At 63.0% G+C, this 21,187-nt stretch carries 16 protein-coding genes; 4 read left to right on the top strand and 12 right to left on the bottom strand.

Annotation, left to right across the window (positions count from 1 at the left end; genetic code table 11):
* Positions 1–24: 24 nt before the first annotated feature.
* From A1D30_RS04205 to A1D30_RS04195, 3 genes are read right to left on the bottom strand one after another with little or no spacing between them, the layout of a single operon-like run.
* Positions 25–1,116: a glycosyltransferase family 1 protein gene (locus A1D30_RS04205; protein WP_063459534.1), complete on the bottom strand. Its 1,092-nt coding sequence runs from the start codon at positions 1,114–1,116 to the stop codon at positions 25–27.
* Positions 1,113–1,985 (bottom strand): UDP-2,3-diacylglucosamine diphosphatase, encoded by an 873-nt coding sequence (locus A1D30_RS04200; protein WP_063459533.1) that lies wholly within the window; start codon positions 1,983–1,985, stop codon positions 1,113–1,115. The genes A1D30_RS04205 and A1D30_RS04200 overlap by 4 nt, the downstream gene beginning before the upstream one ends.
* On the bottom strand, positions 1,985–2,824 hold the full coding sequence (locus A1D30_RS04195; RefSeq protein ID WP_063459532.1) for a GNAT family N-acyltransferase: 840 nt from the start codon (positions 2,822–2,824) through the stop codon (positions 1,985–1,987). Before A1D30_RS04195 ends, A1D30_RS04200 begins: the two co-directional genes overlap by 1 nt.
* 200 nt (positions 2,825–3,024) lie before the next feature.
* Here A1D30_RS04195 and A1D30_RS04190 point away from each other — a divergent pair, with 200 nt between their 5' ends.
* Together A1D30_RS04190 and A1D30_RS04185 are read left to right on the top strand one after the other, a co-directional pair.
* Positions 3,025–5,976 (top strand): EAL domain-containing protein, encoded by a 2,952-nt coding sequence (locus tag A1D30_RS04190; RefSeq protein ID WP_063459531.1) that lies wholly within the window; start codon positions 3,025–3,027, stop codon positions 5,974–5,976.
* Positions 5,977–6,101: 125 nt separating this feature from the next.
* Positions 6,102–8,354, top strand: coding sequence for a bifunctional diguanylate cyclase/phosphodiesterase (locus A1D30_RS04185; RefSeq protein WP_063459530.1), 2,253 nt, complete (start codon positions 6,102–6,104; stop codon positions 8,352–8,354).
* A gap of 43 nt (positions 8,355–8,397) precedes the next feature.
* Here the strand turns inward: A1D30_RS04185 and A1D30_RS04180 are convergent, their stop codons facing one another.
* The 5 genes from A1D30_RS04180 to A1D30_RS04160 all read right to left on the bottom strand — a co-directional run bounded on the left by A1D30_RS04180 (position 8,398) and on the right by A1D30_RS04160 (position 14,210).
* Entirely contained in the window at positions 8,398–8,952 is a 555-nt protein-coding gene (locus tag A1D30_RS04180) for a GNAT family N-acetyltransferase (protein ID WP_063459529.1), read from the bottom strand.
* Between the two features lie 72 nt (positions 8,953–9,024).
* Positions 9,025–10,359, bottom strand: a complete 1,335-nt coding sequence (gene glmM, locus A1D30_RS04175; RefSeq protein ID WP_063459528.1) for a phosphoglucosamine mutase — start codon at positions 10,357–10,359, stop codon at positions 9,025–9,027.
* Between the two features lie 118 nt (positions 10,360–10,477).
* A complete protein-coding gene (gene folP / locus A1D30_RS04170) occupies positions 10,478–11,308 on the bottom strand; it encodes a dihydropteroate synthase (protein ID WP_063459527.1) in 831 nt (276 codons plus the stop codon).
* Between the two features lie 146 nt (positions 11,309–11,454).
* The gene (gene ftsH, locus A1D30_RS04165; protein ID WP_063459526.1) at positions 11,455–13,374 is read right to left on the bottom strand and encodes an ATP-dependent zinc metalloprotease FtsH; all 1,920 of its coding nucleotides are present in this window, start codon (positions 13,372–13,374) and stop codon (positions 11,455–11,457) included.
* A 173-nt stretch (positions 13,375–13,547) separates the two neighbouring features.
* Positions 13,548–14,210 (bottom strand): RlmE family RNA methyltransferase, encoded by a 663-nt coding sequence (locus A1D30_RS04160; RefSeq protein WP_063459525.1) that lies wholly within the window; start codon positions 14,208–14,210, stop codon positions 13,548–13,550.
* A gap of 33 nt (positions 14,211–14,243) precedes the next feature.
* Between A1D30_RS04160 and A1D30_RS04155 the strand changes: the two genes are divergently transcribed.
* Positions 14,244–14,717 (top strand): YhbY family RNA-binding protein, encoded by a 474-nt coding sequence (locus A1D30_RS04155; RefSeq protein ID WP_063459524.1) that lies wholly within the window; start codon positions 14,244–14,246, stop codon positions 14,715–14,717.
* On the top strand, positions 14,717–15,484 hold the full coding sequence (locus A1D30_RS04150; RefSeq protein ID WP_063459523.1) for a hypothetical protein: 768 nt from the start codon (positions 14,717–14,719) through the stop codon (positions 15,482–15,484). The genes A1D30_RS04155 and A1D30_RS04150 overlap by 1 nt, the downstream gene beginning before the upstream one ends.
* A gap of 89 nt (positions 15,485–15,573) precedes the next feature.
* Here the strand turns inward: A1D30_RS04150 and A1D30_RS04145 are convergent, their stop codons facing one another.
* The 4 genes from A1D30_RS04145 to carA form a co-directional block, all read right to left on the bottom strand.
* The gene (locus A1D30_RS04145) at positions 15,574–16,023 is read right to left on the bottom strand and encodes a DUF4149 domain-containing protein (RefSeq protein WP_063459637.1); all 450 of its coding nucleotides are present in this window, start codon (positions 16,021–16,023) and stop codon (positions 15,574–15,576) included.
* Positions 16,024–16,040: 17 nt separating this feature from the next.
* Positions 16,041–16,517 (bottom strand): transcription elongation factor GreA, encoded by a 477-nt coding sequence (gene greA, locus A1D30_RS04140; RefSeq protein WP_063459522.1) that lies wholly within the window; start codon positions 16,515–16,517, stop codon positions 16,041–16,043.
* A 201-nt stretch (positions 16,518–16,718) separates the two neighbouring features.
* A complete protein-coding gene (gene carB, locus A1D30_RS04135; protein ID WP_063459521.1) occupies positions 16,719–19,964 on the bottom strand; it encodes a carbamoyl-phosphate synthase large subunit in 3,246 nt (1,081 codons plus the stop codon).
* A complete protein-coding gene (gene carA, locus A1D30_RS04130; RefSeq protein WP_063459520.1) occupies positions 19,964–21,127 on the bottom strand; it encodes a glutamine-hydrolyzing carbamoyl-phosphate synthase small subunit in 1,164 nt (387 codons plus the stop codon). Before carA ends, carB begins: the two co-directional genes overlap by 1 nt.
* Positions 21,128–21,187 lie beyond the last annotated feature (60 nt).

Genomic DNA, 21,187 nt, shown 5'->3' with positions numbered 1-21,187 from the left:
AAAAATGCAGGATGGCCCCAGTATTTAACGACCAGATGACAATGATGTGACAGGTTTTGTGACAGTCGCAAAACCCGTCACAGCCGCACTGCGGGCAGGTACAAGGTATTGCTGAAACAACTGCGCGGCCTGGGCCCAGGTGAAATCCATTGCACGGCTGCGCGCCTCGGAGCGTGGAGTCGCCAGCGCCTGCTGACTGGCAGTCAGCAAGTTGTCATGCAGCACGCCACCACGGGGAGAACGCCCCAGGTGCACCCCCAGCACTTCCATGGGGCCGTCCACCGGAAAAGCCGCCACCGGGGTGCCACAAGCCATGGCCTCCAGCATCACGAGTCCAAAAGTTTCTGAGCGGCTTGGAAAAACAAAAACATCGGCCGCTGCGTACACCTGGGCCAGGGCCGCGCGATCCAGAATGCCCAGCCAGCGCACCTGTGGGTACTTTGCCTTGAGCCGCGCCTCCAGCGGCCCGACACCACACACCACCTTGGTGCCAGGCATGTCCAACTGCAAAAAAGCCTCAATGTTTTTCTCGTAGGAGATTCGCCCCACATACAAGGACACGGGGTGGGCCAAAGCCCCAGTCAGCGGGCTAGGACAGGCCGCGCCATGGAACGGAAAAGCCTGCGTGTCCACGCCATGTGTCCACGGGCGCAGATTGCGAAAGCCCCGCTGCTCCAGCATCTGCAACACGCCATGCGTGGGCACCATCACGCCGGACGAAGGCCGGTGGAAATGCCTAAACAGCGCATACCCCCACGACAGGGGAACCCGCAGCGCCGCGTGGAGGATTTCCGGAAACTTGGTATGAAACGCGGTCGTGAATGCCAGCCCGCGCCGCAGGCAATGACGGCGCCCAGCCCAACCGAGCGGTCCCTCGGTAGCCAGATGGATGGCATCGGGCTGCATGTCATCCAGCATCTTGGCCACCAGCCGACCTGGACGCACCGCCAGATCAATGCCCGCATAACCCGGACACGGCCGGGTGGTGAACAAGCCCGGATGCACCACCTGCACTTCGTGCCCCACCCCTTCCAGCTCCCGCACCAGTTCCAGCAAAGTCGTGACCACCCCATTGACCTGGGGCAACCACGCGTCTGTCAGCAGAGCAATTTTCATGCGGTGACTCCTGCTTTCACAGGGGATGTTGTGCTGCGCGCAGGCACAGCGGGCCACTGCAGCAGTTCAAGCCGTCCGTCCAGATGCTCCACCAGTGCTGTGTGACTTTCCACCCAATCACCATCGTTGCAGTACAGCGTGCCACCAATTTCCCGCATCTCGGCCCGGTGGATGTGGCCGCATACCACCCCATCGTGACCACGGCGACGTGCCTCTGTGGCCACAGCAACCTCGAAATCCGTCACATAGTTGAGCGCCTTCTTCACCTTGCCTTTGAGATAGGCCGACAACGACCAGTAAGGCAGCCCCAAGCGCGCACGCAAAGTGTTGAGGTGACGATTGAGCTTGAGCGTGAACTCGTACAGGTTGTCACCCAGGTACGCGAGCCATTTGGCGCACTGGATGACACCGTCAAAATGGTCTCCGTGCGTAACCCAGAGGCTGCGACCATCGGCCGTGGTATGCACCGCATCCGCCACGACCTCAATGCCGCCGAAGGAGTGACCGACAAACGCTCGGGCAAATTCATCATGGTTGCCCGGCACAAACACCACCCGGCACCCCTTGCGCGCGCGACGCAGCAGCTTCTGCACCACATCGTTGTGGGTCTGTGGCCAGAACCATTTGCGCCGCAACTGCCAGCCGTCCACGATGTCACCCACAAGATAAAGATGATCGCTGGGGTGGTGTTTGAGAAAGTCCAACAGGGCCACGGCCTGGCATCCAGGTGTGCCGAGGTGCAAATCGGAAATGAACACGGCGCGGTACCGGTGCGCCCCGCCGACAGACAGGAGGGTGTCGGGCTCGGCTTCATCCGGCCCCAAGGGCTCATGCAACCAAGGGCCGAGTGCGTCGAACGCGGCGCGCATCAGGCCCCCAGGAAGTGCTTGCGATAGCGGGGATGCAGGTCTGCCAGCCGCATCAGCATGGGCAGGTCTGCGGTGTTGAAATCGGGGTCCCAAGCGGGCGCACCCAGCACACGCGCCCCCAGGCGCAAATAGCCCTTGATCAGCGCTGGAGGCTCCACGGCAATCGAGCTGTCCAGATGTTCCACCGGCAAGGGCAGACGCGGGAGCACATGGTATTCAATCGCGGCAAGATGGGTCTTGCGTACCTGCTGCCAGATGCTCGCAGCGGCATCCCCGCTGACCACCCCGTTGTGCAGCATCGGGATGCTGGCGCAGCCAATCATGGTGTCGAGCTGGTTGCGCACCATGAAGTCCGCCAGGGCGCTCCACAAGGCCATGATCACCCCCCCGTGGCGGTGATCGGGATGCACACAGCTGCGGCCCAGCTCCACCATGCGGGGGCGCAGGGTGCGCAAGCGTGTCAGGTCAAATTCGGTATCGCTGTACGTTCCCCCCACCCGCCTGGCCTGCGCGGGTGTGAGCACCCGGTAAGTCCCAATGACTTGCTGGCTCTGGGCATCGCGCACCAGAAGGTGCTCGCAGTAGTCGTCGAACAGGTCCACGTCATGGCCTGCGATGGGGGTCGTCAATCGAGCGCCCATCTCTGCGGCAAAAACGTCGAACCGGAGTCGCTGCGCCGCACGCACCTCATCCTGATGCCTTGCCCATGTCACCTCAATGGCTCCTCGCTCCTGACCAGACTTCGCAGCCCCAGGCACAACTGCAGAGCGATGAGAAGAAGCACCAGCACCGAGGGCATCAGCAGCGGGCGACAAGGTCAGATGGGACAATTCATTCATGGTGCAGCGTCTCTTTCTTTGAGGACGGGGCCGGCTGGAGCCGCCAGCCACTCAGGGAATCCTTTTCCCTGGCCGCGAGTGTGGAATTGGCGCATGACGCCACCGTGTCTGTGACGTGTCAGCGCCATGACAAAGAAGCCCTTTGCAACGGGTGCTACGCAACCCCTGGGCCTGCATAATCGGTTCAGGAAAATCGCACCGTGTCCGCACTGCCCACACCATCTTCCCGCCGCCCTCTGCTGGCCTTTCTGGCCGTGTTTGCGCTGGCGGCAATCTGTGCGGGCACACTGATCTGGACACTGGAACGCCAGGACAGGGCCCAACAGCGTACTCAGGCTGCAGACATGGCGGGAGACCATGTGCAGGCGCTGCAACGTGCCATCGAGCTGGCGCTGTCGGCCAACAACGCACTCGTAGCCCTGGTCCGGCAAGGACAAGGCAATGTCACCCAGTTTGAAGAAGTGGGCACGCAGATGCTGCCGTTCTACCCCGGCATTGCAGCCATGGGCCTCTCGCCCGGAGGAGTGGTAAGGCAGGTTGTCCCCCGGCAAGGCAACGAAAGCCTGATCGGGTTTGACCAGCTCAAAGACCCCCGGCAAAGCGCCGAGTCGATCCGAGCGCGCGATACGGGCCTGCTCACCCTGGCCGGCCCCATCGAACTAGTGCAGGGAGGCCTTGGGGTGGTGGGCCGCCAACCGGTGTACCTGGACGATGACCAGGGGCGGCGCAGCTTCTGGGGCTTCACCTACGTCACCATTCGCCTGCCTGAAGTGCTGGCAGCCACCCGGCTGCCTCAACTCACCGAACGCGGTTACCACTACCGCCTTTGGCGGGTGCGCCCCGACACCGGCGAGGAACAGACCATTACCGCATCGACCCCGCCCCCCGGAAGTGATGCAGAGGGCCGCTCGCTAACTCTGCCCAACGGGCAATGGACGCTGAGCCTGGCACCTGCCAATGGCTGGGGAGCACCTGCCGTATTGGCGCTGCGTTGTGCCCTGGGTCTGCTGTTTGCGCTGCTCATGGCCTATCTGTCCCGCCTCCTCGTGGTCCTGAAGGCGCATGAGCGCGGGCTGGCCTTTCAAGTGGCCCAGCGCACCTCCGAAATCCAGGCCACGCAGCAGCAGCTGCGAGCCACCATCGACGCCATTCCCGACCCCCTGTTTGAGCTTGATGTTGATGGCCGCTACTACAGCGTGCACAGCCCACGTACCGAACTGCTTGTGGCCCCCGCCGAGCAATTGATCGGGCGCAACGTGACCGATGTGCTCCCCGCCCTGGCTGCGCTGTCGGTGATGGATGTGTTGAAAGAGGCCCAGACCCAGGGCTGGTCTACTGGACGGCAAATTGTGCTAGACCTGCCTGGTCTTGGGGCCACCTGGTTCGAACTGTCGGCTGCGCGCAAACCGGGCTCGCCAGGCGCAGCACCCCGCTTCATCCTTCTGTCGCGCGACATCACGGAACGCAAGCGCTCGCAAGAGCAGCTACAGTTGACTGCCCAGGTGTTCGACCAAAGCAGCGAAGCCATCGTGGTTGCAGACGCGTCCCACACCATCGTGCGCATCAACCGGGCTTTCACACGCATCACGGGGTACCAGGAATCCGAGGCTGTTGGGCAATCCGTGCGCCTGCTCACCGTGGCCGAGTCCACTCAGGAGTTCGATGCCGATGCCGTCTACGCCCGGCTCACCAAAGAAGGGCACTGGGAGGGCGAAGCCTGGGGCCGCCGCAAGGACGGCGCCACTTACCCCCAATGGTTGTCCGTGAGCAGTGTGCGCGATGGCAATGGCTGCGCCACCCATTCGATCACGCTGTTCCGGGACATCACGGTGCAGCGCGAGGCGCAAGACCGCATTCAGCGCCTCGCACATTTTGACCCACTGACCGACCTGCCCAACCGCGCCTTGCTGGCCGAACGGGCCCGGCGCCATATCACCGACGAGCATGCCAAGAGCGGCACCCTGGCGATGCTGTTCCTGGACCTGGACCACTTCAAGAATGTGAACGACTCACTTGGCCACCGGGTTGGCGACATCCTGCTTGTGGCCGTGGCGCGCCGCCTGCAGTCCCTGCTGAGTCCCCAGGACACCGTTTCGCGCCTGGGGGGCGATGAATTCCTGCTGCTGCTGCCCTCGGCCTCTGCAGCCCAAGCCGCAGAAGTGGCCACCCGGTTGCTGACGGCTGTAGCCCAACCTTTCCAGATAGACCCCTACGAACTCACCACCACCTTGTCCGTGGGCATCGCGATGTATCCGGCCGACGGTGATTCGTTTGACACGCTGTACCAGCGTGCGGATGCAGCCATGTACCGCGCCAAACAAAGTGGGCGCAACCGATATGGTTTCTTTACGGCCGATCTGGAGGCAAGAACGGCCCGCGCGCTGCAAATCGAAAACGCTCTGCGTCGCGCCTTGGAACGCAACCAGTTCGAACTGCACTACCAGCCGCAAGTGTCACTCACCACGCGCCAGGTGGTGGGCGCCGAAGCACTGCTGCGTTGGCGCCATCCGGAACTGGGCATGGTGTCACCGGCAGAGTTCATCCCTGTGGCGGAGAGCAGCGGCATGATCGTGGCAATTGGCGAGTGGGTGCTCCACACCGCTGTGCACGACGCCAAGCGGTGGCTGGACATGCAGCTGCCCTTGCGGGCGATATCGGTCAACCTCTCTGCCGTGCAGTTCCGCCACCCGCAATTGCCAGAAATGGTGACGCGCTGCCTGCAACAGGCCGGTTTGCCTGCCCGTCGGCTGGAGCTGGAGTTGACCGAGGGGGCGGCGGTGGATGACCCTGCCGCAGCACTCGCAATGATGGACCAGTTGCACGACCGTGGTGTGCGCTTGTCGATGGACGACTTTGGCACCGGCTACTCCTCGCTGAGCTACCTCAAACGCTTCCAGATCTACAAGTTGAAGATCGACCAGTCGTTCGTGCGCGACCTCGATGACGATGCCAACGATCGCGCCATCGTGAGCGCCATCATCCGCATGGCACAGGCGCTGGGCATGCAGACTACAGCCGAAGGGGTGGAAACGGATGGCCAACTCGAATTCCTGCGAGAACAAGGCTGCGATGAAGGCCAGGGCTACCTCTTCAGCCGCCCCCTGCCCGCCGATGAGTTCGAGGCCTACCTGCGCCAGCACCTGCGCGGCTGACTGCACCGATCTGCATGCTCATGCCACTGCGGCATACCCGCAGTAGGGTTGTAAGCTGGCACTGCTACACTTTGGCACAGTTTTTTTGAGGCCACCGTCTGGCCCTGCCGCCCGTACTGGTCTCTATGTCCTCGCTGTACAGCGCTCCGGAATTGCAGCGTTCTGGAGTAGCTACTGATCCCCCACTGCATCGCACCCTGCGTGAACAACAAATCCTGCTCGACAGCGCAGGCGTAGGTATCGTTTTCCTGCGCCAGCGCAGCGTGGTCCGCTGCAACCAGCGATACGCTGAGATTTTTGGCTACCCCAGCCCCGCACGCCTGGTAGGGCTCAACACCGAGGCCTTCTACCCCGACCGCGAAGCATTCCGTGAGCTGGGTCGCTCGGCCTACCCGGTGTTGGCCCAGGGGCAGTCCTTCCGAGTGGAACGCCAGCTGCGCCGCAGTGACGGCACGCTTTTCTGGGGCAGCCTCACGGGCAGGCTCATCAATCCACACGACACCACCGAAGGCTCCATTTGGATCCTCGACGACATCGACGAACAAAAACGCGCCCAGGCCGCGCTCAGCGCGGCTGAACGCGAAAAGCAGCTGCTGTTTGACAGCGCCATGGTGGGCATTGTTTTTCTGCGTGACAGGCACCTGACACGGTGCAACGACCACTTTGAGCAGATGCTGGGGTTCCAGCCCGGCGAACTTATGGGCAGTTCGTCGCGCCGCTGGTACGCCAGCGACGAGGCTTGGGAGGAGGTAGGCCGCCGCTGCTATCCAGGCCTGGCATCCGGTCAGTCCTATGAAGGCGAAGTGGAACTCTGCCGCAAGGACGGCACCCCGGTGATCTGCGAGGTTCGCAGCAAGTCCATCGACCCCGCCGACCCTTCTCAGGGCTCCATCTGGATCACGATGGACATCACTGAGCGCAAACAGGCCCAGGCAGCGCTGGCCCGCGCCCACGAGGAACTGGAACAGCAGGTGCAGGACCGCACCCGCGAGCTGTGCGAAACGGTAGACAACCTGCACCGCGAGATCAACGACCGCAAAGCCGACCAGGAGCGCATTTACTGGCTGGCCCACTACGATGCGCTCACCGGCCTGCCCAACCGCGCACTGCTGGCCGAGCGTGCCCAGCAGGCCATCCAGGTGGCCCAGGAGCACAACACGCCACTGGCCGTGATCTTCCTGGACCTGGACCATTTCAAGCACGTGAACGACTCGCTGGGACACCGCGTGGGCGATGCCCTGCTGGTCGAGATTGCCAAGCGGCTGCGTGCTGTGGTGCGCGACAAGGACACCGTGGCACGCCTCGGTGGGGATGAATTCATCCTGCTACTGCCAGGCGCCAATGCCCATGGGGCGGCCCGGGTGGCAGGCAAGCTGCAAGAGGCGTCCCGCCAGCACTACCAGATTGACCACCATGAGCTGACCATGGCCCCATCCATGGGTGTGGCCTTGTTCCCGCAGGATGGGAGCGACTTCGACACGCTTACCCAGTCGGCAGACGTGGCCATGTACCGCGCCAAGCTGGATGGCCGCAACACCTTTCGCTTTTTCACCCCTGAAATGCAGGCCCAGTCGGTGCGCGCGCTGCAGCTGGAAAACGCCCTGCGCCGTGCACTGGAGCGCGACCAGTTCCGACTGCACTACCAGCCCCAGATGAGCCTGGCCACGGGCAGTGTCCGCAGTGTGGAGGCCTTGTTGCGCTGGAAGCACCCACAACTGGGCCAGGTCTCGCCCGCAGAGTTCATCCCCATCGCCGAAGACAGCGGGCAGATCCTGCAGATTGGGGAATGGGTGCTGCGCACGGCACTGGCACAACTCAAGGCCTGGCGGTCTTGCGGCTTTCCAAGGCTGACCATGGCGGTGAACCTCTCCGCCATCCAGTTCCGGCAGCCCCAGTTGCCTGAACTCGTCAGCCGCATGCTGGCAGAGTTTGACCTTCCGCCCGACTCGCTGGAGCTGGAGCTGACCGAAGGTGTGGCCGTGGACGATCCACATGCCGCCGTAGCGACCATGGACCAGTTGCATGCAAGAGGGGTGCGCATGTCCATGGATGACTTTGGCACCGGCTACTCGTCACTGAGCCAGCTTAAGCGGTTCCAGATTTTCAAACTCAAGATCGACCAGTCGTTCGTGCGCGACCTGGGCAACGACAGCAACGATCGCGCCATCGTGAGTGCCATCATCCGCATGGCGCAGGCGCTGGGCATCCGCACCACGGCCGAGGGCGTCGAAACAGAAGGTCAGCTGGCCTTCCTCCATGCACAAGGGTGCGATGAGGCCCAGGGCTACCACTTCAGCACGCCACTGCCTGCAGCGGACCTGGAGGTGTTCATGCGCCAGCACCTGCATCGGGCCGCCGAAGCGAACGCCCTGGCCTGAGCCCCGCGCCCCCTGAAGGCAGGGCGATGGCTCCGGCGCCCGTTTAGTCCAGCAACAGCTTCTGAAAAAATTGCGCCGATCCCATCCGAGGGTCCAGCGCGTAGGCAGCAAAACCTTCGCGCTCATAGGCCTGGATTGCCGCCCGGTTGCCAGACAGGACCTCCAGCGTGAGCTTGCAGGCACCGCGCCCCCGGGCCAGGGTTTCGACCTCCTGCAACATGCGCTGCGCAATGCGATGGCCACGCCAGGCCGGCACCACAACCACATCGTGCACATTGACCAGGGGCTTGCAGGCAAAGGTGGAGAACCCTTCGAAGCAGTTGACCAGCCCCACGGCCACCCCGGCGTGGGGCACAGAGGCGGCCCCCTCCTCCTCCTCCACCACCACCCAAGCCATGACGCTGAACGCCTGGGGCTGCCGCTGGCGCAACGCCTGGACCAGTCCCTGCTTGACCTCTGCCCCCAGGGGCTTGCCACCGCCCGCCACGTCCCGCGCATAGCCGTCCAGCAAATCCACGAGTGCGGCTGCATCGCGGGGGTTGGCGTAGTCCACGGCGCGCACGGTGATGCGAGGCACGGAGTCTGTGGCCGGTGTCATGGATCGCTCCTGAAAATTGGCATGGCGGGAAAGAACGGCCCCGCCAGGGCCTGTGCAAAAGTGACCCGCCGCTTAGCCCGCACGGGCCGCATCAGCCAGCCGCTGCGCGCAGGAACTCGCCATCTCAGCATCCCGGGCCTCCACCATCACACGCAGCAAAGGCTCCGTGCCACTGGCACGGATGAGCACGCGGCCCGAAGCCCCCAGATCGCGCTCCACGGCCTGTGTCGTATCCGCCAGCAGGCGGTTCGACTTCCAGTCCTGGCCCGGGGCCAGGCGGACATTGAGCAGCACCTGGGGGTACAGCGTGACCTCAGCCAGCAATTGGGCCAGAGTCTGGCCACTACGCACACAGGCTTGCAGCACCTGCAAGGCACTCACCAGGCCATCGCCCGTGGTGTGCCGGTCCAGCGCCAGCAGGTGGCCAGAGCCTTCGCCCCCAAGGAGCCAACGGTGGCGCGCCAACTCCTCCAGCACATAGCGGTCGCCTACTTTGGCGCGAACAAACTTCACCCCCCGGGACTGCAGGGCGACCTCCACCGCCATGTTGGTCATCAAGGTGCCCACCACACCGGGGACATGCTCGTCACGCCCCATGCGATCGGAGGCCATCAGGTACAGCAACTCGTCGCCGTTGTACAGGCGCCCCGTGGCATCCACAACCTGGAGACGGTCCGCATCGCCGTCCAGCGCTATCCCGTAGTCGGCCCGGTTGGCACGCACTGCGCGCACCAGGGCGTCCGGGTGCGTGGCACCCACCTCATGGTTGATGTTCAGGCCGTCGGGGGCACACCCGATCGACAGGACTTCAGCCCCCAGTTCGTGAAACACCTTGGGAGCCACTTGATAGGCCGCGCCATGGGCAGCATCCACCACGATCTTCAGCCCCTTGAGGGTGAGATCCTGCGGGAAGGTGCTCTTGCAGAATTCAATGTAGCGCCCAGCGGCATCATCCAGCCGCCGCGCCTTGCCCAGGCTGGCCGAGTCGGCCCACACCGGTGACTGGGCCAGGGCCTCTTCCACGGCAAGCTCCCAGGCGTCGGACAGCTTGGTGCCCTGCGCACTGAAAAACTTGATGCCGTTATCGGGGTACGGGTTGTGGCTGGCACTGATGACCACGCCCAGGCTGGCCCGCTGGGCACGGGTCAGGTAGGCCACACCAGGTGTTGGCAAAGGCCCGAGCAGCACCACATCCACGCCTGCGGAATTGAAGCCGGACTCCAGTGCGCTCTCCAGCATGTAGCCAGAAATTCGGGTGTCCTTGCCGATCAACACCGTGGGGCGTTCCTCCGTCTGGCGCAAGACACGCCCCACAGCATGTGCCAGGCGCAACACAAAGTCCGGCGTAATGGGTGGCTGCCCCACCGTGCCACGGATGCCATCGGTTCCAAAGTACTGGCGCGTCATGTTGCTGCGTCTCCTCGTGTTGATCTAGTTGTTGGCGGGACGGCTCTCCATCCCAGCTGTTTGGCCACTTTGAACAGGCTACAAAGCCGCCCTCATGAGTACCCCACGCGCTGCCCGTTCAGCCCGTCCGCTGCATGGCCGACCACACGGCCAGCGCTGCAACCGTCTCCCGCACATCGTGCACACGCACCACCGAAGCTCCCCGGTCTACTGCCAGCACCGCTGCAGCCACACTGGGCACCATGCGCTGGTCTACATCCAGGCCAGTCACAGCACCCAACGACGACTTGCGCGACCAGCCCGCCAGCAGCGGATAACCCGCCCTCAGCAAGACGTCTTGCCGGGCGAGCAAGGCAAAATTCTGCTCCACCGTTTTACCGAAGCCGATGCCCGGGTCCAGGAGAATTTGATCCTTTTTGGCCCCCTGGGCCTGCAGATTATGCGCTTGCAGCTCTAAAAACGATAGCACTTGCGGCACCACATCTCCCGTCATGGGGGCCGCCTGCATGGTCTGGGGATCGCGGTGCATGTGCATCAGGCACACACCACATTGAGGGTGGGCCGCCACCACGGCCAAAGCACCCGGTTGTCGCAAGGCCCAGATGTCGTTGACGATATCGGCCCCCAGGTCCAGCACCGCCCGCATCACGGCAGGTTTGTATGTATCCACCGAAATCGGCACGCCCAGCGCCACCACCTCGCGCACCAGCGGCACCACGCGGGCCAGTTCTTCGTCCAGAGGCACGGCCGGACTGCCTGGGCGGGTGGACTCGCCCCCAATGTCCAGGATATCGGCTCCGTCCTTGAGCAATTGCTCGCAATGCCGCAACGCCGCGATGGCGGAAGCATGGTGCCCGCCATCAGAGAAGGAGTCCGGGGTCACATTGACGATGCCCATGACCTTGGGCCGCTCCAGATCGATGGAAAAGCGGGAGGTTTGCCAGATCATGAAATCACTACCTGAAAGCCCGTGGAGCCGGCCGATGCGGCGCGTATGTGCCGAACCTGAAAGGGCGGGAGAAGAAGCACAACAGCCTCAAACACAACGAAAAACGGGGCACAAGGCCCCGTGGGAACAGCTGAACAGGCAACCCCTCAAGCTGCTGTGGGCGCCGTATCTGCCGCCACTGCAGGGGTGCCGCCGCTGGAGTTGTCACCACCCGAGGGCGGGGTGCGGGGCGTCCAGTCCTTGGGAGGACGGGGTTCCTTGCCCGCCATGATGTCGTCCAGTTGCTCCGCATCAATGGTTTCCCATTCGAGCAAAGCCTTGGCCATGGCGTGCATCTTGTCGCTGTTCTCTTCGATCAGGCGACGTGCCAGGTTGTACTGTTCGTCGATGATGCGGCGCACTTCGCCATCGACCTTTTCCATGGTCTGCTCGCTCATGTTAGTCGTCTTGGTGACTGAGCGGCCCAGAAAGACCTCACCCTCATTTTCGGCATAGACCATGGGCCCCAGGGCCGCAGTCATGCCGTAACGGGTCACCATGTCGCGTGCGATGTGCGTGGCACGCTCAAAGTCGTTGCTCGCACCGGTGGTCATCTGGTTCATGAACACTTCTTCGGCGATGCGGCCACCGAACAGCATGCTGATCTGATTGAGCATGTATTCGCGGTCATAGCTGTAACGGTCCTGCTCGGGCAGGCTCATCGTCACGCCCAGAGCACGGCCACGGGGGATGATCGTGACCTTGTGCACCGGATCACACTTGGGCAGCAGCTTGCCAATCAGGGCATGGCCGGCTTCGTGGTATGCCGTGTTGCGGCGCTCTTCTTCGGGCATGACCATGCTCTTGCGCTCGGGGCCCATGAGGATCTTGTCCTTGGCCTTCTCAAAGTCCTGCATCTCCACGGTGCGGGCGTTGCGGCGGGCCGCCATCAACGCAGCCTCATTGCACAGGTTGGCCAGATCGGCACCGCTCATGCCGGGCGTGCCACGGGCAATGATCGCCGGGGCTACGTCCTGGCCGACCGGAATCTTGCGCATGTGCACGTTCAGGATCTGTTCGCGACCACGGATGTCGGGCAGCGTCACATACACCTGGCGGTCAAAGCGACCGGGGCGCAGCAAGGCTGCATCCAGGATGTCTGGGCGGTTGGTGGCAGCCACCACGATCACACCCAGGTTGGTTTCGAAGCCGTCCATCTCAACCAGCATCTGGTTCAGCGTCTGCTCGCGCTCGTCGTTACCACCACCCAGGCCAGCGCCACGCTGGCGGCCCACGGCGTCGATTTCATCGATGAAGATGATGCAAGGGGCGTTCTTCTTGGCGTTGTCGAACATATCGCGCACACGGGCAGCGCCCACACCAACGAACATTTCCACGAAGTCCGAACCCGAGATGCTGAAGAACGGCACCTTGGCTTCGCCTGCAATGGACTTTGCCAGCAGGGTCTTGCCGGTGCCGGGCGGGCCAACCAGCAGCAGGCCACGCGGAATGCGGCCGCCGAGCTTCTGGAACTTCTGCGGGTCCTTCAGGAAGTCCACAACCTCCTTGACTTCTTCCTTGGCTTCGTCACACCCCGCCACGTCCGCGAACGTGACCTGGTTGTTGTTCTCGTCGAGCATGCGCGCCTTGCTTTTGCCAAAGCTGAACGCTCCGCCCTTGCCGCCGCCCTGCATCTGGCGCATGAAGTACACCCACACGCCAATCAGCAGCAGCATGGGGCCCCAGCTGACCAGCAGGGTCATGAGAAGCGAGCCTTCTTCTCGGGGCTTCACGTCGAACTTGACGTTGTGGTTGAGCAGGTCGCCCACCAAGCCACGGTCCAGCACCGAGGCGTTCGTGCGGATCTTGCGCTCATCGGTGGTGATCGCCACGATTTCACCGCCGCTCAGGCCCTCGGGGATGGTCGCGCTCTTGATGCGGTTGTTCCGTACTTCGTCAAGAAATTCGGAGTAGCCGATGTGTCCGGCACTGGCGCCAGTGCGGGTGTCAAACTGTTTGAACACCGTGAACAGCACCATGGCGATAACCAGCCATACGGCAATTTTTGAAAACCACTGATTGTTCAAGCGGGGCTCCAGTTGCGGGGAACAGAAAACGGACACACTGCCGTCACGGCGTATGTGTGGCGCATTTTAGGTCTTTCAAGCGGCAGGGCCACCCATATTCCCACTGACGGCCATGGGATCAGCGCGGGCTTTGCTGCCAAATTTCACGAATTCTTGACCGAGGGCAAGCCAATTCAGGCAGCCCTCTTGAGCCCCATGCCCACGAGAAAGGTCTCTGACGACTTGTCGCGCGAAGCCTTGGGTTTGAGCGGTTTGACCACTTTGAAGGTCTGTTTGAACAAGGTCACCAAGTCGTTGTATCCGCTGCCATGGAAAAGCTTCACCACCAGCGCTCCATCCGGTTTCAAATGGTTGCAAGCAAAATCCACAGCCAGTTCCACCAGGTGGGCAATGCGGGCTGCATCGGCCGACCCGATGCCAGACAGGTTGGGCGCCATGTCGGACACCACCACATCCACCACACGGCCATCGAGCGCCTGCTCCAGGCGCTCCAGCACCTCGGGCTCACGAAAATCGCCGTTGAGATACGTCACGCCCTCGATGGGCTCCATGGGGAGAATGTCCAGCGCGATGATCACGCCATTGAGCTGCCCTGCAGCCGCCCCCGTGGGGGACAGGCGCCGACGCAGGTATTGACTCCACGCACCCGGGGTAGAACCCAGGTCCACCACGGTGTAACCCGGTTTGATGAGGCCTAACTGCTCATCAATCTCCTTGAGCTTGTAGGCTGCGCGCGCGCGATATCCCTCTTTATGGGCCAATTTGACGTAGGTATCGTTGACGTGGTCGTTCAGCCACGCCTTGTTGACCTTCTTGCTCTGGGTTTTGACTTTCATTACTTTTTTCTTTCAGCCTCGATAATACGGCCCATGCCCCAAATTCAACTGACTCCCGCCGAGCGCCGGGAACAACGCGCCAATGCCCACCACCTGGACCCCGTGGTCCTGATCGGCGGCGATGGTCTGACTCCCGCCGTCAAAAAAGAGGTGGACGCCGCCCTCAATGCCCACGGGCTCATCAAGGTCCGCGTCTTCGGCGACGACCGCGCGGCGCGCGAGCTGATGTACCAGGAACTCGCCGCTGAACTCAATGCCGCCCCGGTGCAGCACATTGGCAAGCTGCTAGTGCTCTGGCGCCCCATGCCCGCCAAGGCCAAGGCGGTAGACGAAGACCGCATGCCCGGCCCGCGCGACGTCAAGGTGCTCAAATTCAGCAAACAAGGCGGCCAACGCCCGGAAATCAAGCAACTGCGCGTGCTGGGCAACCAGCGCCTGACCTCGGGTGGCCAGATCAAGCGTGCCAAGCCCAAGCAAAAATCCATCAAGAAACGCCAGGCAGACTGATGAACCGCGCGGCAGCACCTGCAGCCCCGGTCGGCGCGGCGCCTGTCCGCCACATCCTCTGCATGAAATGGGGCACGAAATACGGCCCCGAGTATGTCAACCGGCTTTACGCCATGGTCCGTCGGCACCTGAGCGGCGACTTCCGCTTTGTCTGCCTGACGGATGACAACACCGGCATACGCAGTGAGGTGCAATGCCTGCCCATCCCTCCACTTGATCTGCCACCTGGCATTCCCGAGCGGGGGTGGACCAAGCTGGCCACCTTCAGCCAGGACTTACATGGCCTGAAAGGCACGGCCCTGTTTCTCGATGTGGACGTGGTGATCACCGGATCGCTGGATGATTTCTTCACCCAACCCGGCGAATTTCTGATCATCCACGACTACAAGCGCCCCTGGCGCATCACCGGCAATTCGTCCGTGTACCGCTTTGAGCTGGGCGCGCACCCCGATGTGCTGGAGCACTTTCGGGGGCACTTTGCAGAGATTCGTGCGCAGTTCCGCAACGAACAAGCCTACCTGTCGGACTTCCTGCACCGCCAGGGCAAACTCGCCTACTGGCCTGCGGACTGGTGCCCGAGTTTCAAGTACCACGGCATCCCGGCCTGGCCCACCAATTACTGGCGGGTACCCTTTGTGCCCCCCGGCGCCCGCATCGTGATTTTTCATGGGGAATGCAACCCGCCCGACGCGCTGGCCGGTCGGCGCAACCGGCGTTTTCGCTACATCCGGCCCGCCACCTGGGTCGGAGAGCACTGGCACGAGTAGGCCCACCGAAAGCTGCGGCCTTGCCGCCAACAGCTCAGCCACTCCCCGAGAGAGCCGCATGGCGTCCTGGGCCGCACCAGCCAGCCCACTCAGGCACTGACCGAACCGCCCTCACACTGAGGCAAAGCCGCTTCCTGGCGCAGAGTGTGCCAAAGCACCACCAGGGCACAGCCCCACTGCAACGCGTACATGACCGTCCCCACGCTGTGCCACAGACGCAGGTCCTGCCGGGCCACGATGCGCGGTGCCACGCCATACTGATTGAGCAACGCCAGCAGTAGGCCACCCAGTATAAAAAGCATAGCAGCCTGTGCCCACGGGTATTGCGCGACAGCGTTCCTGGGCCGAGAAACCAACAACAGCACCAGGCAACATGCCACGGCCACCCAGGTCTGCGCAGCAAACAGCCGGGCCGCCATGTTGCCAGCGATGCTGGGGGACGGCAGGTAGGCAAACAACAGAGGCACCACCAGAAAGCCGATGGTGGTCAAACTGCCCCACCAGAGGGCAGCCACCAGGGCGGGGAGACGGTGGCGCATGCGCTGCACTGCGGTGTTCACAGGTAGCTCACGGCCACCACTTCGTAGCGGCGGATGCCGCCGGGCGCCTGCACTTCGGCGGTGTCGCCCTCTTCCTTGCCGATCAGCGCGCGCGCGATGGGGCTGGAGATATTGATCAGGCCTTGTTTCAGATCGGCCTCATCCTCGCCCACGATCTGGTACTTCACGGTATCGCCAGAGTCCTCGTCCTCCAGCTCGACCGTAGCGCCAAAGACCACCTTGCCGCCGCCATCCACCCCACTGGGGTCGATGACTTGCGCCACAGAGAGCTTGCCCTCAATCTCCTGAATACGGCCTTCAACAAAGCCCTGGCGATCCTTGGCCGCGTCGTAGTCGGCGTTTTCACTCAGATCGCCTTGCGCACGCGCTTCGGCGATGGCCGTGATCACGGCGGGCCGCTCCACGGTCTTGAGGCGGAGCAGTTCTTCCTTGAGCTTTTCGGCGCCGCGTTTGGTAATCGGAATGGTGGCCATTTTGTTGAGACTCCACAAATCAAAACGGTGAAAGCGCAAAGCACTTCCACCGGTCAGCCGCCATGTCACACCCCGGACGGGCCGGGCAGTGTGAAAAGGCAATCTACAAAAGGAAACCGCCGCACGTTGCCGCGCGGCGGTGTCTGATCAGAGGCAGATTATGCCGCTTTTAACGGGCAGCAAGCCACCCCCAGTCCACGATCAAGCGGGCAACTGGGCGTGCAGTTCCTGCACCGAGTACACGTCGAGCTTGTCGAGGTACTTCATGCCCTCCACGGCCGCCTCGGCGCCGAAGATAGTCGTGAAAGTCGTCACACGGGCCAGCAAGGACGAGGTGCGGATCGCCCGCGAATCGGCAATCGCATTGCGACGCTCTTCCACGGTGTTGATCACCATCACGATCTCGTTGTTCTTGATCATGTCCACGATGTGCGGGCGGCCTTCCGTGACCTTGTTGACCACCACCACCGGGACACCGGCGTCGGCAATCGCTGCAGCGGTGCCCTTGGTCGCCACCAGGTCGAAGCCCAGCGCCACCAACTGGCGCGCGATGTCCACCGCGCGGGGCTTGTCGTTGTTCTTCACGGTGAGGAACACCTTGCCCGAGGTGGGCAGCTTGGTGCCCGCACCCAGCTGGCTCTTCACAAAGGCTTCGCCAAAGGTCTTGCCCACGCCCATCACTTCGCCGGTGGACTTCATCTCGGGGCCGAGGATGGTGTCCACACCGGGGAACTTGACGAACGGGAACACAGCTTCCTTCACACTGAAGTAAGGCGGCGTGACTTCCTTGGTGATGCCTTGCGAAGCCAGCGTCTGGCCTGCCATGCAACGTGCTGCCACCTTGGCCAACTGAATGCCCGTGGCCTTGGAAACAAACGGCACCGTGCGCGAGGCGCGGGGGTTCACTTCCAGCACATAGATGACATCCTTGCCGTCTACTTCCTGGATGGCGAACTGCACGTTCATCAGGCCGACCACGTTCAGGCCTTCGGCCATGGCGGCAGACTGGCGCTTGAGCTCATCCACCGTGGCCTGCTTGAGGTAGTACGGGGGCAGCGAACAGGCCGAGTCGCCCGAATGCACGCCGGCTTGTTCGATGTGCTCCATCACGCCACCGATGAAGGTCTTGCCTTCAGGGTCGCGCAGGCAGTCCACATCGCACTCGATGGCGTCGTTCAGGAAACGGTCCAGCAGCACGGGCGAGTCATTGCTCACCTTCACGGCCTCACGCATGTAGCGCTCCAGGTCGCGTTGTTCGTGCACGATTTCCATCGCACGGCCGCCGAGCACGTAGCTGGGGCGCACCACCAGGGGGTAACCCAGCGTGGCGGCCTTTTCCAGGGCCTCGGCTTCGGTGCGTGCTGTGGCATTGGGCGGCTGGCGCAGGCCCAGGTCGCCCAGCAGTTTCTGGAAACGCTCGCGGTCTTCGGCCGCGTCGATCATGTCGGGGCTGGTGCCGATGATCGGAACGCCTTCGGCTTCGAGGCCCAGCGCGAGCTTGAGCGGCGTCTGGCCGCCGTACTGCACGATCACGCCGTGTGGCTTTTCCTTGTCCACGATTTCGAGCACGTCTTCGAGCGTCAGCGGCTCGAAGTACAGGCGGTCCGAGGTGTCGTAGTCGGTGGACACTGTTTCGGGGTTGCAGTTGACCATGATGGTTTCGTAACCATCTTCGCGCATAGCCAAGGCAGCGTGCACGCAGCAGTAGTCGAACTCGATGCCCTGGCCGATGCGGTTCGGGCCACCACCCAGCACCATGATCTTCTTCTTGTCGGTGGGCTCGGCTTCGCACTCTTCCTCGTAGGTCGAGTACATGTAGGCCGTGTTGGTCGCAAACTCGGCAGCGCAGGTGTCCACGCGCTTGTACACGGGGCGAACGTTCAGCGCGCGGCGTGCTTCACGCACCGACTTCTCGGTGGTCTTGAGCAGCTTGGCCAGGCGGCGATCGGAAAAGCCCTTCTTCTTGAGCGTGCGCAGCGTGTCCGCATCCAGGGCGGCCAACGCGCCTTCGCCCTTGTCGGCAGCGAGCTGGTCCAGTTCGAGTTCGATCTTCACGATCTCTTCGATCTGCACCAGGAACCACTTGTCGATCTTGGTGAGGTCGTACACCTCGTCCACCGACAGGCCCATGGCAAACGCGTCGCCCACGTACCAGATGCGCTCGGGGCCGGGCTCGCCCAGTTCCTTTTCGAGCACTTCGCGGTCCTGGGTCTTCTCGTTCATGCCGTCCACGCCCACCTCCAGGCCGCGCAGGGCTTTCTGGAAGGACTCCTGGAAGGTGCGGCCCATGGCCATCACCTCGCCCACCGACTTCATCTGCGTGGTCAGGCGGCTGTCGGCCGTGGGGAATTTCTCGAACGCAAAACGTGGGATCTTGGTGACCACGTAGTCGATCGAAGGCTCGAACGAGGCAGGCGTGGCACCGCCCGTGATTTCGTTGCGCAGCTCGTCCAGCGTATAGCCCACGGCCAGCTTGGCAGCAACCTTGGCGATGGGGAAGCCCGTGGCCTTGGACGCCAGCGCGGACGAACGCGACACGCGCGGGTTCATCTCGATGACGATCATGCGGCCGTCCTTCGGGTTGACCGAGAACTGCACATTGGAGCCGCCCGTGTCCACGCCAATCTCGCGCAGCACCGCGAGCGACGCGTTGCGCATGATCTGATATTCCTTGTCGGTCAGCGTCTGCGCGGGGGCCACGGTGATGGAGTCACCGGTGTGCACGCCCATCGGGTCCAGGTTCTCGATGGAGCAGATGATGATGCAGTTGTCCGCCTTGTCGCGGACCACTTCCATCTCATACTCTTTCCAACCCAGCAGCGACTCTTCGATCAGCAGTTCGTTGGTGGGCGAGGCTTCGAGGCCGCGCTTGCAGATGGTCTCGAACTCTTCGGGGTTGTAGGCAATGCCACCGCCCGTGCCGCCCAGCGTGAAGCTGGGGCGGATCACCGTGGGGAAGCCCACGCTCTTTTGCACAGCCCAGGCTTCGTCCATGCTGTGGGCAATGCCCGAGCGCGCGGAGCCAAGACCGATCTTGGTCATGGCGTCCTTGAACTTCAGGCGGTCTTCGGCCTTGTCGATGGCTTCGGGCGTGGCGCCGATGAGCTCGACCTTGTACTTATCGAGCACGCCGTTGCGCCACAGGTCCAGCGCGCAGTTCAGCGCAGTCTGGCCGCCCATGGTGGGCAGGATGGCATCAGGACGCTCCTTGGCGATGATCTTCTCGACCGTCTGCCAGGTGATGGGCTCGATGTAGGTGACGTCGGCCGTGGCCGGGTCGGTCATGATCGTCGCAGGGTTGCTGTTGATCAGGATGACCTTGTAGCCTTCTTCGCGCAGGGCCTTGCAGGCCTGCACGCCGGAGTAGTCGAACTCGCAGGCCTGGCCGATGATGATCGGGCCGGCGCCGATGATGAGGATCGATTTGAGGTCTGTGCGCTTTGGCATTATTTCTTCTCCATCAGCGCGGTGAAGCGGTCAAACAGGTAGGCGATGTCGTGCGGGCCGGGCGATGCTTCGGGGTGGCCCTGGAAGCAGAACGCGGGCTTGTCGGTGCGGGCCAGGCCCTGCAGCGTGCCGTCGAACAGGCTGATGTGCGTGGCACGCAGCGTGGCGGGCAGCGAGGCCATGTCCACCGCAAAACCGTGGTTCTGGCTGGTGATGCTCACGCGGCCGTTGTCCAGGTCCTTCACGGGGTGGTTGGCGCCGTGGTGGCTGTTGTCCATCTTGAAGGTAGTGGCGCCGCTGGCCAGCGCCATGATCTGGTGGCCCAGGCAGATGCCGAAGGTGGGCACGCCCGCGTCGATGATCTGGCGCGTGGCTTCGATGGCGTAGTCGCAGGGCGCCGGGTCGCCAGGGCCGTTGGACAGGAAGACCCCATCGGGGTTCATGGCCAGCACCTCGGCGGCAGGCGTTTGTGCGGGCACCACAGTGACCTTGCAGCCACGTTCGGCCAGCATGCGCAAGATGTTCTTCTTCACGCCGAAGTCGTACGCCACCACATGAAAGCGGGGCTGCGCGAGAACGCCATAACCGGAACCCAGTTGCCACTCGGTCTGCGTCCACTCATAACGCGATGCCGTGGTCACCACCTTGGCCAGATCCAGCCCGGCCATGTTGGGGGCGGCCTTGGCTTTGGCGATGGCTTCATCGATGAGGCCCTGCGTCACCACCTGCCCTGCGGCCAGGCCCACGATGGCGCCATTCTGGGCACCCTGGGTGCGCAGCAGGCGGGTCAGCTTGCGGGTGTCGATGTTGGCAATGGCCACCGTCTTTTCGCGCACAAGGTACTGCGAAAGCGTTTCCGTGGATCGGAAGTTGCTGGCCAGAAGGGGCAGGTCTTTGATGATCAGGCCTGCAGCATGGACCTTGTCGGCTTCGATGTCTTCCGCATTGACGCCGTAGTTGCCGATGTGCGGATACGTGAGCGTCACGATCTGCTGGCAATAGCTGGGGTCGGTGAGGATTTCCTGGTAGCCGGTGATGGCGGTGTTGAACACCACTTCGCCGACCGTGGTGCCGGTGGCACCAATCGAGTTGCCGATAAAGACCGTGCCGTCTGCGAGCGCCAGGATGGCGGGCGGGAAACTTCCCTGTAGAGACAAAAGCACTGGGTTCTCCGGATGGTTACGGTCGCCCGGCGCCTGCAGGCCACCCGCACACACAAGGTG

The organism is Acidovorax sp. GW101-3H11 (assembly GCF_001633105.1).
Classification (GTDB): Bacteria; Pseudomonadota; Gammaproteobacteria; order Burkholderiales; family Burkholderiaceae_C; genus Acidovorax.
This window is presented reverse-complemented; position numbering and strand designations above follow the sequence as displayed.

Bases quoted from the DNA above. Each gene is read 5' to 3' on its own strand.
- A1D30_RS04150 (WP_063459523.1), top strand. From the start codon at position 14,717: ATGAACCGCGCGGCAGCACCTGCAGCCCCGGTCGGCGCGGCGCCTGTC.
- A1D30_RS04155 (WP_063459524.1), top strand. From the start codon at position 14,244: ATGCCCCAAATTCAACTGACTCCCGCCGAGCGCCGGGAACAACGCGCC.
- A1D30_RS04200 (WP_063459533.1), bottom strand. From the start codon at position 1,985: ATGCGCGCCGCGTTCGACGCACTCGGCCCTTGGTTGCATGAGCCCTTG.
- A1D30_RS04195 (WP_063459532.1), bottom strand. From the start codon at position 2,824: ATGAATGAATTGTCCCATCTGACCTTGTCGCCCGCTGCTGATGCCCTC.
- A1D30_RS04160 (WP_063459525.1), bottom strand. From the start codon at position 14,210: ATGAAAGTCAAAACCCAGAGCAAGAAGGTCAACAAGGCGTGGCTGAAC.
- A1D30_RS04205 (WP_063459534.1), bottom strand. From the start codon at position 1,116: ATGAAAATTGCTCTGCTGACAGACGCGTGGTTGCCCCAGGTCAATGGG.
- folP (WP_063459527.1), bottom strand. From the start codon at position 11,308: ATGATCTGGCAAACCTCCCGCTTTTCCATCGATCTGGAGCGGCCCAAG.
- A1D30_RS04145 (WP_063459637.1), bottom strand. From the start codon at position 16,023: ATGCGCCACCGTCTCCCCGCCCTGGTGGCTGCCCTCTGGTGGGGCAGT.
- A1D30_RS04180 (WP_063459529.1), bottom strand. From the start codon at position 8,952: ATGACACCGGCCACAGACTCCGTGCCTCGCATCACCGTGCGCGCCGTG.
- A1D30_RS04185 (WP_063459530.1), top strand. From the start codon at position 6,102: ATGTCCTCGCTGTACAGCGCTCCGGAATTGCAGCGTTCTGGAGTAGCT.
- glmM (WP_063459528.1), bottom strand. From the start codon at position 10,359: ATGACGCGCCAGTACTTTGGAACCGATGGCATCCGTGGCACGGTGGGG.
- greA (WP_063459522.1), bottom strand. From the start codon at position 16,517: ATGGCCACCATTCCGATTACCAAACGCGGCGCCGAAAAGCTCAAGGAA.
- carB (WP_063459521.1), bottom strand. From the start codon at position 19,964: ATGCCAAAGCGCACAGACCTCAAATCGATCCTCATCATCGGCGCCGGC.